This window comes from Olivibacter jilunii, assembly GCF_900607235.1.
Lineage (GTDB): Bacteria > Bacteroidota > Bacteroidia > Sphingobacteriales > Sphingobacteriaceae > Olivibacter > Olivibacter oleidegradans.
Genome location: NZ_LR027863.1, coordinates 38,703 through 53,581, shown reverse-complemented (window position 1 = coordinate 53,581; position 14,879 = coordinate 38,703). Strand labels below are relative to the sequence as shown.

At 40.5% G+C, this 14,879-nt stretch carries 13 protein-coding genes, 1 rRNA gene and 1 riboswitch; of the genes, 9 read left to right on the top strand and 5 right to left on the bottom strand.

The features are described 5' to 3' along the window. A 5S ribosomal RNA gene (gene rrf, locus E0E36_RS27550) occupies window positions 1-89 on the top strand; the annotation flags it as partial. A 366-nt stretch (window positions 90-455) separates the two neighbouring features. Here rrf and E0E36_RS27545 read toward each other — a convergent pair. After that, window positions 456-1,721, bottom strand: coding sequence for a pseudouridine synthase (locus tag E0E36_RS27545; RefSeq protein ID WP_130858591.1), 1,266 nt, complete (start codon window positions 1,719-1,721; stop codon window positions 456-458). A gap of 211 nt (window positions 1,722-1,932) precedes the next feature. Here E0E36_RS27545 and E0E36_RS27540 point away from each other — a divergent pair, with 211 nt between their 5' ends. The 5 genes from E0E36_RS27540 to E0E36_RS28135 all read left to right on the top strand — a co-directional run bounded on the left by E0E36_RS27540 (window position 1,933) and on the right by E0E36_RS28135 (window position 6,820). Then, on the top strand, window positions 1,933-2,727 hold the full coding sequence (locus E0E36_RS27540) for a lytic transglycosylase domain-containing protein (RefSeq protein WP_013668456.1): 795 nt from the start codon (window positions 1,933-1,935) through the stop codon (window positions 2,725-2,727). Between the two features lie 221 nt (window positions 2,728-2,948). Continuing rightward, the gene (uvrA, locus tag E0E36_RS27535) at window positions 2,949-5,807 is read left to right on the top strand and encodes an excinuclease ABC subunit UvrA (protein ID WP_130858590.1); all 2,859 of its coding nucleotides are present in this window, start codon (window positions 2,949-2,951) and stop codon (window positions 5,805-5,807) included. A gap of 11 nt (window positions 5,808-5,818) precedes the next feature. After that, window positions 5,819-6,139 carry an iron-sulfur cluster assembly protein gene (locus tag E0E36_RS27530; RefSeq protein ID WP_013668454.1) on the top strand — a complete coding sequence of 107 codons (321 nt, stop codon included), beginning with the start codon at window positions 5,819-5,821 and terminating at the stop codon, window positions 6,137-6,139. A 9-nt stretch (window positions 6,140-6,148) separates the two neighbouring features. After that, complete coding sequence (locus tag E0E36_RS28140) at window positions 6,149-6,463, top strand: MgtC/SapB family protein (protein ID WP_242627414.1); 315 nt, start codon at window positions 6,149-6,151, stop codon at window positions 6,461-6,463. Window positions 6,464-6,553: 90 nt separating this feature from the next. Then, on the top strand, window positions 6,554-6,820 hold the full coding sequence (locus tag E0E36_RS28135) for a hypothetical protein (protein WP_242627413.1): 267 nt from the start codon (window positions 6,554-6,556) through the stop codon (window positions 6,818-6,820). A 16-nt stretch (window positions 6,821-6,836) separates the two neighbouring features. On the opposite strand, the gene E0E36_RS27520 is transcribed toward E0E36_RS28135, so the two are convergent. Then, window positions 6,837-8,105 (bottom strand): cation:proton antiporter, encoded by a 1,269-nt coding sequence (locus E0E36_RS27520; protein ID WP_130858589.1) that lies wholly within the window; start codon window positions 8,103-8,105, stop codon window positions 6,837-6,839. Window positions 8,106-8,135: 30 nt separating this feature from the next. Next, window positions 8,136-8,630, bottom strand: a complete 495-nt coding sequence (locus E0E36_RS27515) for a cation:proton antiporter regulatory subunit (protein ID WP_013668451.1) — start codon at window positions 8,628-8,630, stop codon at window positions 8,136-8,138. Window positions 8,631-8,808: 178 nt separating this feature from the next. Continuing rightward, window positions 8,809-9,010, top strand: a riboswitch (cobalamin riboswitch). 143 nt (window positions 9,011-9,153) lie between these two features. On the opposite strand from E0E36_RS27515, the gene metE reads away from it, so the two are divergent. Both metE and E0E36_RS27505 read left to right on the top strand, forming a co-directional pair. Then, window positions 9,154-11,475: a 5-methyltetrahydropteroyltriglutamate--homocysteine S-methyltransferase gene (gene metE / locus E0E36_RS27510; protein ID WP_130858588.1), complete on the top strand. Its 2,322-nt coding sequence runs from the start codon at window positions 9,154-9,156 to the stop codon at window positions 11,473-11,475. A 169-nt stretch (window positions 11,476-11,644) separates the two neighbouring features. Beyond that, window positions 11,645-13,144 (top strand): NAD(P)H-hydrate dehydratase, encoded by a 1,500-nt coding sequence (locus tag E0E36_RS27505; RefSeq protein ID WP_130858587.1) that lies wholly within the window; start codon window positions 11,645-11,647, stop codon window positions 13,142-13,144. Window positions 13,145-13,155: 11 nt separating this feature from the next. On the opposite strand, the gene lipA is transcribed toward E0E36_RS27505, so the two are convergent. Then, a complete protein-coding gene (lipA, locus tag E0E36_RS27500; protein ID WP_130858586.1) occupies window positions 13,156-14,037 on the bottom strand; it encodes a lipoyl synthase in 882 nt (293 codons plus the stop codon). Between the two features lie 105 nt (window positions 14,038-14,142). On the opposite strand from lipA, the gene E0E36_RS27495 reads away from it, so the two are divergent. After that, on the top strand, window positions 14,143-14,556 hold the full coding sequence (locus E0E36_RS27495; RefSeq protein ID WP_130858585.1) for an OsmC family protein: 414 nt from the start codon (window positions 14,143-14,145) through the stop codon (window positions 14,554-14,556). Here E0E36_RS27495 and ytxJ read toward each other — a convergent pair. Beyond that, window positions 14,540-14,872 (bottom strand): bacillithiol system redox-active protein YtxJ, encoded by a 333-nt coding sequence (ytxJ, locus tag E0E36_RS27490; protein ID WP_013668446.1) that lies wholly within the window; start codon window positions 14,870-14,872, stop codon window positions 14,540-14,542. The two genes, E0E36_RS27495 and ytxJ, sit on opposite strands and share 17 nt — an antisense overlap. Window positions 14,873-14,879: the final 7 nt, after the last annotated feature.

Genomic DNA, 14,879 nt, shown 5'->3' with positions numbered 1-14,879 from the left:
CCACCTCTTCCCATCCCGAACAGAGAAGTTAAGCCCGCCAGAGCCGATGGTACTGCAGTAACATGTGGGAGAGTAGGTCGGTGCCGATCTTTACAGAAGGCCGCCGTGCATTGCACGGCGGCCTTTCCTGTTTTGATGTCCATCGGTTTGTAATCATGTCGGAGCAGCTTATCGTAAGCCGTCAAAGTTACCGTCGGCTGCGGAGAAACTTCCCATGTGGCAGGACTTGAATTTATTAACCTGAAAATCCTTTCCCAGTTGATTATAAAGGAAAAAAGGATCGGCACGGAATTGATGCCAATGCTGTAATAATTGCTTTTCTAAGGAATTTCCTTGTAAAAAAGGAATCAGTGTTAACTAAAGAAATCGTAACGGGAAGGAATGAGATTTTTTTAAATATAAAAAGGCGCTTATTAGTATGATAAGCGCCCTTTCTTTTTATGCGCAAAATTGAATTATTTAATAAAATGCTTTAGCTGGATAATTTCTTTTTCTTCTAGATACCTCCAACGGCCTCTTGGTAAATCTTTTTTAGTTAGGTTCGCATATATTACACGATCTAGTTTTATAACATCATAGCCTAAAGATTCAAATATGCGCCGCACGATTCTATTTCTACCACTATGAATCTGTATCCCAATTTCCCGTTTACTTGCTCCTTGAATATAACTTACTTCATCGGGTTTAATGAAGCCATCTTCTAGTTCAACCCCATAGCCTATTTTGTTGAAATCTCCCTGGGTTAAGCTCTTATTTAGCTCCACATGATATATTTTCATGATGTTGTTTCTCGGATGAGAGAGCTTCTCTGCCAGATTACCATCGTTTGTCAAAAGCAGAAGGCCTGTCGTATTTCTGTCTAATCGACCTACAGGATAAATCCGCTCTCTTGAGGCCTTTTCAACCAAATGCATCACCGTTTTTCTTTCTTGTGGATCATCAGTTGTGGTAATATAGTCTTTAGGCTTGTTCAGAAGCACATACACCATTTTTTCCCTTTTCAACTTCTCACCATTATATCTTATTTCATCTTTCGCAGCATCGACCTTTGTGCCTAATTCCGTAACAACCACACCGTTCACTGTCACAACTCCTGCCTGTATGAGTTCGTCCGCCTTTCGGCGTGAACAAACACCTGAATTCGCAATATAGCGGTTAAGCCTGATTAAACCATTTTCTTCTCTTTCTTTTGAAAAGCGCTGTTCGTTGGATTTAAATTTATCACGCTTTGTGTTGCCATAAGATCGGTTACCCATTTTTTCATCGGAACGATACCTTGATCCCTCAGCAAAATTGTTGTCAGACTTAAACCTCGTATTTTGATTTTTCCTGTCCGACGAGTAAGGCCGTTCGTCTCTTGTGTTTCTTCTAGTTCCCGAATAGGACCTTTCTTGTTTATTATATCTATCTGTTTTGTTCGTTTGATTTGTACTGGAAGATCGGTCGTCCCTTTTGTGTTTTTGACTTCCGTAATTCGATTTTTTTGAAAAGGCCGATTTTTCCTCTTTGTCTCTAAATTCTTTGTTGTTATCGCTTTGTGAGAACGAACGCGTAGAATAAGGTTTATCGCTTCGTTGATTCCTGTCTTCATCCCTCGAAGAAGAACGTTTTACATAGGGGGACTTGTCATCTCGACTGTTCCTGGTGTCGTTCCTTGAAGAAGAACGTCTTGAATAAGCGGATTTGTCATCTCGACTGTTCCTTTTGTTGCTGAATGGCATAATTATTTTATCCGTAAAATTATCTCGCAAAGGTACTCAAAATAATGAGTATTAAAGTACTTTGAATGTGAATTTTACCAAAATATTAGACTTATATTATACGTATAAAATTTCACATAATCAAGGTGTGTTTTGTAAGTGTTTGTATTGTAAGGAAATAATTTTTATATTTGCTGCGCTTTTTTGCATAACCAAAACAGAAAGGTAAAAAATGATAAAAAAACACCTATGTACAAGCGTGGTGGTTTTAGTTGTTTTAGTTCTTTCAAAAATGTTTATTTACAGCCGGCCTGTAGTTGAGCATCGAACTTATAACGCCATACCAGCAAGTACAAAAAGTGGGTCAAAAAGTAAGAGATCTTTATTTGCGAGCTTAAATTTTGCAGATGAATATCTTCCAGTAGGAGATGAAAATGTTGAACGAAAGATTAAGCGTTCTTTAAAAGCACACTCCTTTGAGCGACTTAAGACTCACAAACTTCACAAGAATGCGAAAGCATGGTTCCCAAAAATTGAACCTATTCTTCGCGCATACGGAATCCCAGAAGACTTCAAGTATTTGCCACTTGTCGAAAGTGGGTTGATCGAAGGCACCTCACACAAAGGAGCGGCAGGTCTATGGCAATTTATGCCAGCTACCGCGAAGGCTTTCGGATTAAAAGTTGGACCGTCCTTCGATGAGCGCCTTGACGTAGAAAAGTCTACTGAGGCAGCATGCAAGTATTTGAAAGTCTTATATAAAGATTTTGGAAACTGGACACTCGTAGCTGCGGCTTATAATGTAGGAGGAGGGAGCCTTAGAAAGACTATCCGTCGACAGAACGAGGAAGATTACTATAAACTGAAGCTGAATAAAGAGACAGCTAATTACGTTTATAAACTAATTTCTACGAAAGAGGTTATTGAAAACCCAACAAGCTACGGATATAAGGGTGTCAGCAGCCCAAACTCAAAACTTGCGCTTGATGCCAACCATGAAAGCGAGGGACATTCCGATCGGCTGTAGCTTATTACGCTGATATAAAAAAAGTCGCAGCTTATGCTGTGACTTTTTTTGTTAATTTTTTTAGCAAAAATGATTAGTATTGACGTAGCTTTGATTGTATATCGAAGTAATTTACCTAAGTTTGTACTATGCTTTGGCTGTTGAGGAGAGGTTAAAAATACTAAATAAAAGCATCAGCGATTATCCCTTGACAGATTCACAATTTATATCCTTTTTTATACATGAGTAATCGGAATACACCTGATTTAGGAGAGCAAAGTGAACTTGAAGTTTTTGGCGCGCGTGTTCACAATCTAAAGAATATAGACGTTGTGATACCACGGAACGAGCTGGTAGTAATAACAGGTTTAAGCGGAAGTGGTAAATCGTCACTTGCATTTGATACAATTTACGCCGAGGGACAGCGGCGTTATATGGAGACTTTTAGTGCTTACAGTAGGCAATTTATGGGGGGCATGGAACGCCCTGATGTAGACAAAATTGCTGGTCTAAGTCCTGTAATTGCAATCGAGCAGAAAACAACCAGTAAAAATCCGCGGTCTACAGTTGGCACTATTACTGAAATATATGATTTTATGCGATTACTGTATGCCCGTATTGGCGAAGCATATTCATATGTTACGGGCCGTAAAATGGAACGGATGTCCGAAGATCAGATTATTACAAGAATATTAACACAATTTGATGGGCAAGCCGTGAATATTTTGGCCCCTTTAGTAAAAGGCCGAAAAGGGCATTATAGAGAACTGTTTGAGCAGATTCGCAAACAAGGCTTTGTTAAAGTGAGAGTTGACGGTGAGATGATGGATTTAGTACCTAAAATGCAGGTTGATCGATACAAGATTCATGATATCGAAATGGTTATCGATCGGTTGACGATTAGTGAGCAAGAGAGAAAGCGGCTTCAAGCATCTATTCAACAGGCTATGAAAGCAGCCAAAGGAATCATAAAGCTGAGTGACCAAGATAATAATGAATATTTCTTTAGTCGTTACTTAATGGATCCGGAAAGTGGCATTTCTTATGATGAGCCACAGCCCAACACTTTTTCTTTTAATTCGCCGTATGGTGCCTGTGACCAATGCGACGGTCTAGGTTATGTGTTTGAAATCGACAAGGAGTCCGTTATACCTAACCCAAAATTAAGCATTCTTAAAGGAGGAATAGCTCCGCTGGGAGAGTATAAAGACAATTGGACCTTTCAGCAGTTAAAGGCTGTTGCCAAGAAATATGAGTTTTCATTGTCTGAGCCTCTAAATAAGCTTACAGAAGAACAGTTGGACATATTGTTAAATGGTTCGCCTGATTTAATAACAGTGCCCGTTGCCTATAACAAGTGGAATGTTAAAGAATACAAGATAACCTTTGACGGAATATTTAAACTACTGGAAGAACAATCTGAACGGAAAACGGAAGACATTGAACTTTTCAGGGTGATGAAGAAATGTCCAGCTTGCAGTGGTGCACGACTAAAAAAAGAATCTCTTCATTTCAAGCTTGCTAATAAGAACATATCCGAACTGGCAAATATGGATGTTGTAGCGCTTAGCTCTTGGTTTTCTTCTTTAAAAGAGAAACTAAATGAACGTCAGATCGTGATAGCCGAGGAAATTTTAAAAGAAATCATTAATCGTTTGAATTTTCTGTTAAACGTTGGTTTAGGTTATCTTACGTTGGATCGTACTGCAAAAACGCTATCTGGTGGGGAGGCACAGAGGATACGTTTGGCTACTCAAATAGGATCACAGTTAGTTAATGTACTATATATTCTGGACGAGCCGAGCATTGGTTTGCACCAACGAGATAATGCGCGTCTAATTAATGCATTAAAAGATCTTCGCGACATCGGTAATTCAGTGCTTGTTGTGGAGCACGATAAGGATATGATATTAGAAGCTGATTATGTTATCGATATGGGCCCCGCGGCCGGCCTCAATGGCGGGGTGGTCGTTGCACAAGGGAAGCCTACGCAGATTAAAGAAGCTGATACGTTAACCGCCGCATATTTAAATGGCACAAAGCAAATCCGTGTACCGAAAAATAGAAGAACAGGCAATGGCTTTCATTTACGCTTAAGAGGGGCTACGGGCAACAATTTAAAAAATGTTTCAGTAGATTTTCCATTGGGAACGTTGATTTCGGTTACTGGTGTGTCAGGAAGTGGTAAATCAACTTTAATTACGGAAACTCTTTATCCAATTCTTAACCACCATTTTTTTAGGGCAAAAAAGACTCCGATGCCTTATGCGAAGATTGAGGGCTTAGAGCATATTGATAAAGTAATCGAAATAGATCAGACTCCAATAGGCCGGACACCTCGGTCAAATCCATCAACGTATACTGGCGTATTTTCAGACATTCGAAGTCTATTTGTTCAGCTTCCTGAAGCTAAAATTCGTGGATATAAGCCAGGTAGATTTTCATTCAATGTTAAAGGTGGACGTTGCGAAGTTTGTCAGGGAGCCGGAATGAAGGTGATTGAAATGAATTTTTTGCCGGATGTACAAGTACCATGTGAAGGATGTAATGGAAAACGTTATAATAGGGAAACGCTCGAAGTAAGATATAAAGGAAAATCTATCAGCGATGTGCTAGATATGAGTATTGACGAAGCTGTTCCGTTTTTTGAGTCAATTCCTGCAATTTATCGGAAAATCAAAACATTGCAAGATGTTGGCCTGGGATATCTCACTTTAGGACAATCTTCCGTAACTTTATCCGGAGGTGAGGCACAACGGGTAAAATTAGCAACTGAATTATCAAAGAAAGATACCGGGAATACATTCTATATACTTGATGAACCCACAACAGGACTACACTTCGAAGACGTTAACGTTCTGTTGGGTGTTTTAAATCGATTAGTAGATCGGGGTAATACCGTTCTGGTTATAGAGCATAATTTAGACGTTATTAAGGTTTCGGACTGGATTATAGATTTAGGCCCTGAAGGTGGAGCGGGTGGGGGAAAAATTCTTTTTAGCGGAACGCCTGAGGAGATGGTGAAAAATAAGAAGAGTGAGACGGCTCGTTTTCTTAAAACAGAGCTTCTGGAAAGCGTCAAAGAGAGTATTGCTAAATAATTCGATATAACATGATAGTTTTAGATAAACTTGGAATAGCGGATAAAATCAAGTCAGAGTTAGAAACAGTTTTCGATCCTGAGATTCCTGTTAATATATGTGAGCTAGGACTTGTCTACGAGATTATTACCAAAGAGGATGGGACGGCTAAAATAGTTATGACGCTTACAGCACCAGCCTGTCCGGTTGCAGGTGAGTTGTTGGATGAAGTGCAACGAAAGGTAGCGAAGGTGGAGGGAGTAAAGAATGCTCTTGTGGAGCTTACGTTCGAGCCTAAATGGGATAAAAGTATGATGAGTGAGGAAGCTCGATTGGAGTTGGGATTTATGTAAAAATGTTTTATGTTATCCTATCAGGAAACCGTTATACGTCTTGTGCTGGCAGCTGCATTTGGCGCTGCTGTGGGATTAGAGCGCGAGCGTAAGAATTGGGCTGCGGGTATGCGCACCCATATGATGGTCTGTCTTGGCGCTTCTTTGATGATGATGGTGTCGTCTTTCGGTTTTTCGGATATTCTCAAAACAGGGCATGTAACTTTAGATCCTTCTCGTGTCGCGGCTCAGGTAGTGAGCGGTATAGGTTTCTTAGGTGCAGGCACCATTATGTTTCTAAAACAGGGCATTGTGAAGGGGCTTACGACAGCCTCAGGATTATAGACCGTTGCCGGAATTGGTTTGGCCTGCGGTGGTGGCATGTATTTTGCCGCGCTAATTGCAACAATCTTTGTTCTTATTATATTGTGGGTTTTGCAACCGCTAGAAAAGCGACTTGTACAACGTTATGCACCTCGTATCCTACGTTTAACGCTTACCAACGATACCAATCCGATGAGATTCGTTGACGAATGGTTAGATACGGAGCAATTAAAGCTGGCCAATTTGTTTTTTGATAAGGCTAATAATGAGATCACTATTGAAATTGGGTTTCAGGGGCAGAAAGACAAAGAGATCTTGGCTGCCATAGACAAAATTCAACATCATAGTTCCATCAAAGAGATTGCTTGGAGAAAATAATAATAATATTTGTAGGTTATTTATCTTCTACCTGTACTTGCTCCGCACTCTTCGCTTCTAATGCCTCAAGCGTTTTCGCTGGTTGCTTATCCTTCGCATATAATCCTCCTCCAAATATTCCATGCCAGATATTTCTGGATTCTTTGGTTAATATTGGAGCAACGATAGCTAGAATTAGCACGTATACGACCACAAAAGACTGGATAATCGGATTAAGCCCTCCCGCTTTGCCTATGTTAGCCATGATAATGGAAAACTCTCCTCTAGCAGATAAGGTAAAGCCAATATCAAAAGAAGTTTTCTTTTTCAACCCAGCAAAATGTGAAGCAAAATAACCAGAGGCGAGATTTCCGAAGATAGTTATCAATGCAGCTATAGCTCCCCACATGACGGCGCCTCCAAGGGAAAAAGGATCAATGGATAAACCGAAGCTAAAGAAGAACATCGCACCAAAATAGTCTTTATATGGCAATACGATTTGTTCTATTCGTTTAATATATTGAGAATCAGCAAGAACGAGGCCTGCCATCAGCGCCCCAATCGCTTCAGCAACGTGAATTGTTTCCGAAAAGCCAGCAACTAAGAATAGAAGTGAGAAAATTATCAGTATAAATAGTTCGCCCGATTTAACATTTAGTACCTTATCGATATAAGGGATCACCTTCCTTCCGAGAACCAAAAAAAGCAGAATGAAGGCAAGTGCTAGTAAGGAGGTGCTGGCTACGGTCCAAAATGAGCCACCACCGGTTAGAACCAAACCGGAAAGAAAAGAGATATGCATGGCTATAAACAAGTCGTCAAACATGATCATACCCATAATAACCTCCGTTTCCGGGTTTGCGGTTCGCTTTAAGTCTGTCAACACTTTTGCAACAATTGCTGTGGACGAGCTGGTCATGATGCCGCATAGAATCATCATTTCCGCAAAAGGTAAATTCATCATCCACCCCACTAATAAACCGGAAACAAAATTTAGAAACACATAGATTGATCCGCCGGATACAATTGCTTTTCCCGATTTTATGAGCCGTCCAACTGAAAACTCAAGACCTAGATAGAAAAGTAAAAACAAAACACCTAATCTGCCCATGAAATCGATAAAGGGTTTGCTTTCAGTGAATTGCAAATCGATTAAACCGATTGTTGGTGCGTGTTCTCCCAAGGCCATGCCAATCAAAATAAAGAAAGGTATAACTGAAAAACGCAGTTTATTGGCTAATAGACCTACTAAAGCAACAAGTCCAACGGCTATTCCAATTTCTAAGATCAGGGTTTCTGTATGCATACTTTCACATGGGTTTTCCTATAAGGTTAACTATACAACTTGATAGCTTTTTAATAATTCTTTTAACGCTTTTATATTACTCCGCTTTCCAGCAACCACTAACGTAGTACCGGGTGTTATTAAATAGTCAGGACCTGGGTTTATTACGCTGTCTTCATTTTTAATCGCTGCAATAATAGAAGCCCCGGTTTTTTGCCTAACGCCTAATTGTCCGATAGTTTGTTGATTAATGACTGCCTTTTCTTCGATTTTATACCATTCAATAACAAGATCATTAACTGCTAACTCCATCGTCTCAAGAGCCTTGGGTTTGTAAGATAAACCACCTATAATACCTGCTACTTGACGAGACTCCTCATCATTTAGTGTCATTACACATTTAGATTCATTCTCTTCCTCATCTAAACGATACAACTCGCGATTACCATCATCGTGGATAACCACTACCATGTTATCACCGGCTCCGGTTTCAATTTGGTATTTCTTACCTATACCAGGTAAGTCACTTTCCCTAACTATAGACATTTTGATCCTTAATTTAGTTAACAATATATGAGTTGGGCGCCATTGCCAACCCTGTACTATCTGTTTGGCGGAAATTTTATTATTGTAGTAGTCTACCTATTATGTCGAATACTTTGTAAACAAATTGCAAAGTTACTAAAAATATCTTAGGTTTGGAGACTTGTTAATCAAGTAATACTCAGATTGAGCGTTTAATGGTTTCCCTTAACGGGAATTAATAAGGAACCATGTGCAAATCATGGGCTGTCGCGCAACTGTAAGCATTCTCCCTCTTGGGATAGGTTTTACATACCACAGTCACTGTTCAGGAAAATCCAGAATGGGAAGACGTAAAACGGACGAATGCAAGCCAGGAGACTTGCCATTGAATTTTCAACAGGCTTTCGCGAGAAGAAGCTGTGTTGAGGCCCATTTAGTATACTACTCCTTTATCGGAGCCTGTCGTACTATGCCTTAAACTTCCTTCTTTACAAGCCGCGGGTTTTTGAAAAAGAACAAGTGTTATTCATTAAATTATTTAACTATGTTGTTTACAAACAATTTAGGGTACCCGCGCATTGGTGCCCAACGGGAATTAAAAAAGGCAAGTGAGGCCTTTTGGAGCGGTAAGATTACGAGAAAAGAGCTATTGGATGCAGGACTTAAAATCCGCGCTACTAATTGGAAAATTCAAAAGGAAATAGGAATAGATCTTATCCCTTCGAATGATTTCTCTTTCTATGATCAAGTATTGGACACAACACTGATGGTAGGGGCTATCCCTGCGCGGTATCACGGACTTGCAGCAAATAAGAGTTCGGAACATGAACTAGATCTCTATTTTGCTATGGCAAGAGGTTTCCAACATGAGGGTATCGATGTCACTGCAATGGAAATGACTAAATGGTTTGACACCAATTACCATTACCTAGTGCCGGAATTTACAAAGAATCAGCAGTTCAGTCTTTTTTCGGAAAAAATTATCAACGAATATTACGAGGCGAAACAATTGGGTGTCGATACCAAACCGGTATTGATCGGGCCAATAACTTATCTTCTATTGGGTAAAGAAAAGGAAGCGGGTTTCGATCGCTTAGATTTAATCGAGGCATTACTGCCTGTTTATGAAGAGGTGATTGGGAGATTGCGAAAGTATGGGGTGAAATGGATTCAATTCGATGAACCTTTTTTGGCATTGGATTTACCTGATAAAGCTCGCAAGTTATATCAGCAGGTCTATAAGCGTTTAGCTAAAAGTGCCGGGGATACTAAACTTTTAATTGCAACCTATTTCGAGGGAGTAAATGATAATTTAGAGGTCGCTTTGTCACTTCCTATTAATGCGTTACATTTAGATCTTGTCAGGGCAGCAAATCAACTCGAAGCAGTGCTGGATAACATACCGAACGAGCTTATTTTGTCTTTAGGAGTCGTGGATGGTCGAAATATTTGGAAAAATGATTATGAACGCTCTCTCACACTGATTGACAAAGCAATCCGGAAAATCGGTAAGGAGCGGATATGGATTGCCCCTTCATGTTCGCTGTTACATGTTCCATGTGACTTGGCTTATGAGGATAATGAAGAGACATTACCACTGGAAGTGAAGGACTGGCTTGCTTTTGCTAAACAAAAATTGGAAGAAGTAAAAGATCTGGCCTTGTTACGAAGCGAGTATGAAGATACAGCTGTTCTTCAGCGATTTAAGGATAACAAAGTTTCGCAAAATCGGCGTAAGACTTCTGCCTTAATTCATCATCAAGAGGTAAAAGACCGTGTTAATGCAATTTCAGATAAAGATACAAACAGGCGTAGCGTTTTTGCGGAGCGAAAAGCAAAGCAGCTCGAAACGTTAAACCTGCCCTTATATCCAACCACTACCATCGGTTCATTTCCGCAGACAAAAGAAGTGAGGGGCTGGCGGGCGAAATTTAAAAAAGGAGAAATCACCATTGATGAATACGAAAATCTAATTAGAGCAGAAACAAAAGAGGCGATTGCCTGGCAAGAGCAGGTCGGTTTGGATGTCTTGGTACATGGGGAGTTCGAAAGGAATGATATGGTTGAATATTTTGGCGAGCAATTACAGGGCTATGCCTTCACAAAGAACGGATGGGTGCAAAGTTACGGATCACGTTGCGTAAAACCGCCCGTTTTATTTGGTGATGTTAGCCGACCAAAAGACATGACGGTATATTGGACGTCTTATGCCCAGTCAATTACTCGACTGCCTGTAAAAGGGATGTTAACGGGGCCGGTCACCATTCTACAATGGTCATTTGTAAGAGATGATCAACCTCGCTGGCAAACTGCTTTTCAAATCGCACTAGCCATAAGAGATGAAGTACTGGCATTGGAGCACGCAGGTATTAAGATAATACAGATAGATGAGCCAGCTATTCGGGAAGGACTGCCCTTGCGTCAAAAAGACCAACGAGATTATTTAAACTGGGCAGTAAAAGCTTTTAGATTAACTGCTGCTGGTGTCGAGGATGATACCCAGATCCATACTCATATGTGCTACTCTGAATTTAATGACATTATTTCAGACATCGCTGCTATGGATGCTGATGTTATTACTATCGAAACGTCTCGTTCACAAATGGAATTACTGGACGCTTTTGCTAACTTTAACTATCCAAATGACATCGGTCCGGGAGTTTATGACATCCATTCCCCGAGAATTCCAAGTAAGGAGGAGATGATCTCGCTAATGGACAAAGCATCGGCTGTAATAAATCCTAAACAATTATGGGTAAATCCGGACTGTGGACTAAAAACAAGAGCTTGGCCGGAAACAAAAGCAGCGCTGGAAGCAATGGTGGACGCTGCAAAAACACTCAGAGGTGTCATAGAAGTCGTTTAATAATGAATAGGCTTTTTTCAGTTTGAGCTGTGCAGCTTGTTTTCTTCTAAATAAGCCTCAATAGCGACGGATATTGATGAGTCCCTTATTAATAGATAACGTATTACGTTTCCTATAATAAGGGATTTATCTATGTTTAATATGCCACTTTTTTTGGTTAACTTACGCTATGCAAAATTTATTGACAGCTTCTCAAATTCGGGAGGTGGATGCTTATACGATAATAAATGAACCAGTTTCGTCCATTGATTTAATGGAACGAGCAGCCGAGGCTTTTGTGAATAAGTTTGTTAGTTTATATACAGACCGCCCATCTGTAATAATTTGCTGTGGCACGGGAAATAATGGTGGAGACGGTCTAGCCATAGCTCGTTTACTTTTCGAAAGAGGTTATACCAATATTGTGGTATGGATAGTTAGGTATAATAATAAAAAAACTGATGACTTTGAGGTCAACTATAAACGATTATTGACCTATTCTATTCAAGTTCAAGAATTATTTCCCGCTGAGCAGCTCCCTTCGATAACAGCTGACGTTGTGATTGATGCACTTTTCGGTTCAGGATTGAATAAGCCACTAATTGATCCTTGGCGTTCCCTTGTTAGATACATTAATAAAGAGGCAAAGGTGGTAGTTTCGGTCGATATTCCAACCGGAATGCCTGCAGAAGGCAATATGGAGACTTTCGAAAATGTTATTATCGCGCAGGATGTGATTACTTTTCAAGCACCTAAGATAAGTTTCTTATTTCCCGAAAGCGGAAAGTTTTTGAAACGCTTCCATGTGGTGGATATCGGTTTGCACCAAGGTTTTATGGCCTCCTTGGATACTGAATTTTGTTCGATTATGAATGACGATATCCGTTCTCGCTTAAAGGTGCGAGAGAATTTTAGTCATAAGGGTACCTATGGACATGCCTGCATATTGGCTGGCAATGAGCATACAATGGGAGCTGCATTGCTGTCTGCTGAAGCTTGTTTATATACAGGAGCGGGGCTGACTACTGTTTGTATCCCGTCAAGCGGATTAAGCGCCCTGAATACTCGATTGCCCGAGGTAATGGCACTTGACCGATCAAAACTATCAGAATTAGGAACAGGGAAGTATAAGTCATTAGGCATAGGCCCGGGTTTAGGAACGGGAGAGGAAATAAGGGGATGTTTAAGCGAATTGTTAGCAGATGATCTCCCCCCCCTCGTGTTGGATGCAGATGCGTTAAATGTAGTGGCAGCAAATAAAAACTTGCTGACGCTATTAAAAGCGGAAACAATCCTTACACCTCATATGAAAGAATTTGACCGCCTTTTTGGACATAGTGATCACTGGTGGGATCGTGTCATAAAAGCAAGAACAGAAGCTTCAAGGAGGAAACTAATCATTGTACTAAAAAATCGATATACCTTTGTGGCTCTGCCTGATGGCAAGATATGGGTTAACTTTACGGGAAATCCCGCTATGGCGAGTGGCGGTATGGGCGATGTATTGACGGGCATTTTAGTAGCCTTATTGGCGCAGGGTTATAAAGCAGCAGATGCTGCAATATTAGGTGTTTTTATACATGGAAAAGCAGGAGACCTATTAGCTGCAGAGGGCATGGGTGTAATACCCGCAAGCTGTTTGATAAAAAAAATCCCCAATGTTATTGAGGATTTTTCGTCGTCGATATAGACATAAATCAATTATTGCATATCGAATAAATGCTTTTCTGCATGGTAAGAAGAACGTACCAAAGGTCCACTTTCTACATATTTAAAGCCCATCTTTAAGCCAATATCCTGATAATGTTTAAATTGCTCGGGCGTAATCCATTCAATTACGGGGTGATGAGCTTTCGTCGGTTGTAAATATTGTCCCAACGTGAGAATATGCACACCGGCATCATATAAATCCTGCATCGCCTCAATCACATCAGCTTCCGTCTCACCGAAACCAAGCATTATACCAGACTTCGTGCGTAAGCCTGCAGCAGATATTCTTCTTAAACATTCAAGGCTTCTGTCATATTTGGCTTGTATACGTACTTCTCTTGTGAGACGTCGAACAGTCTCTAAATTATGAGATACGACTTCAGGACGTACCGCTAATACCCGATCTAAATTCTCCCAAATGCCTTTAAAATCCGGTATGAGTGTCTCTAGAGTTGTTCCGGGACTTTCCCTTCGAATGGCATTTACTGTTTCGGCCCAAATAGTCGATCCACCATCTTTCAAATCATCTCGATCTACCGAAGTAATTACGCAATGCTTTACCTGCATGAGCTTAACAGAGGTGGCTACACGCATGGGTTCATCTAATTCAACCGCTTTTGGCCGGCCAGTCGCTACTGCACAAAACGAGCACGACCGGGTACAGATATTCCCGAGAATCATAAATGTCGCTGTACCTGCACCCCAACACTCACCCATATTAGGACAATTACCACTTTCGCAGATGGTATGGAGTTTATGTTCGTCTACTAAACCTCTTACATGTTTATATTCTTTACCTACAGGAAGCTTAACACGTAACCAATCTGGCTTGCGCTGCAATTGATTGGCAGGGATAACGGGTAGTTCAATCATAACACAAAAGTAATTAATAATTTTCTAAATTAGCGGCGTATTTTGTGTCAACTTGGACAGTTGCACACACAGACAATAGCTTATTACATTCTAATTATATTTACAATGACTACTGTTCGAACAACCTATTTAGGCGATTTGCGTACCGAAGCAATACACCTGCAATCGCAATCGAAAATAATAACCGATGCGCCGGTTGACAATCAAGGTAAAGGAGAGGCTTTTTCGCCGACCGATCTCTTGGCTGCTTCGCTTACCAGCTGCATGCTAACTATCATGGGCATTGCTGCGCAAGCTCACGAGATCTCACTTGGAAAAATAGAAGCAGCCACCACGAAGATTATGCAGTCAAACCCACGAAAAATTGCAGAAATACAAGTTGTACTGAATTTCGCTGATAATGTAAACTATTCGGATCATGACCAAAGCATTTTGCAAAAGGCAGCGGAAACCTGTCCGGTTTACTTAAGCTTACATCCTGATATTAAGAAAACCCTAACTTTTAATTGGCCATCTTAACAACAATCTTGGCGACTTCTATTTCATTGTGCGATTCGTTATATACACAATCATCGCCCTTAATTAACAGTACCTGGGGAGATTCGTGCCGTACTTTCCATTTATCAGCGATTTGATTAGATATCTCACGATATTTAATCAAATCGACCAAGTACACTGGGGTTTCTTCTGGTATCAGGGACGACTCAAATTCGAACGTTCTTTTTGCCATACTGCTCACAGGACAGCGCGTACTATGTTTGAAAATAATGGCATACGAGTTTGATGCCGCTATCGTTTCAAGCGTATCTTGTGTGTTCAGTTCAATCCACTTCATATGTATC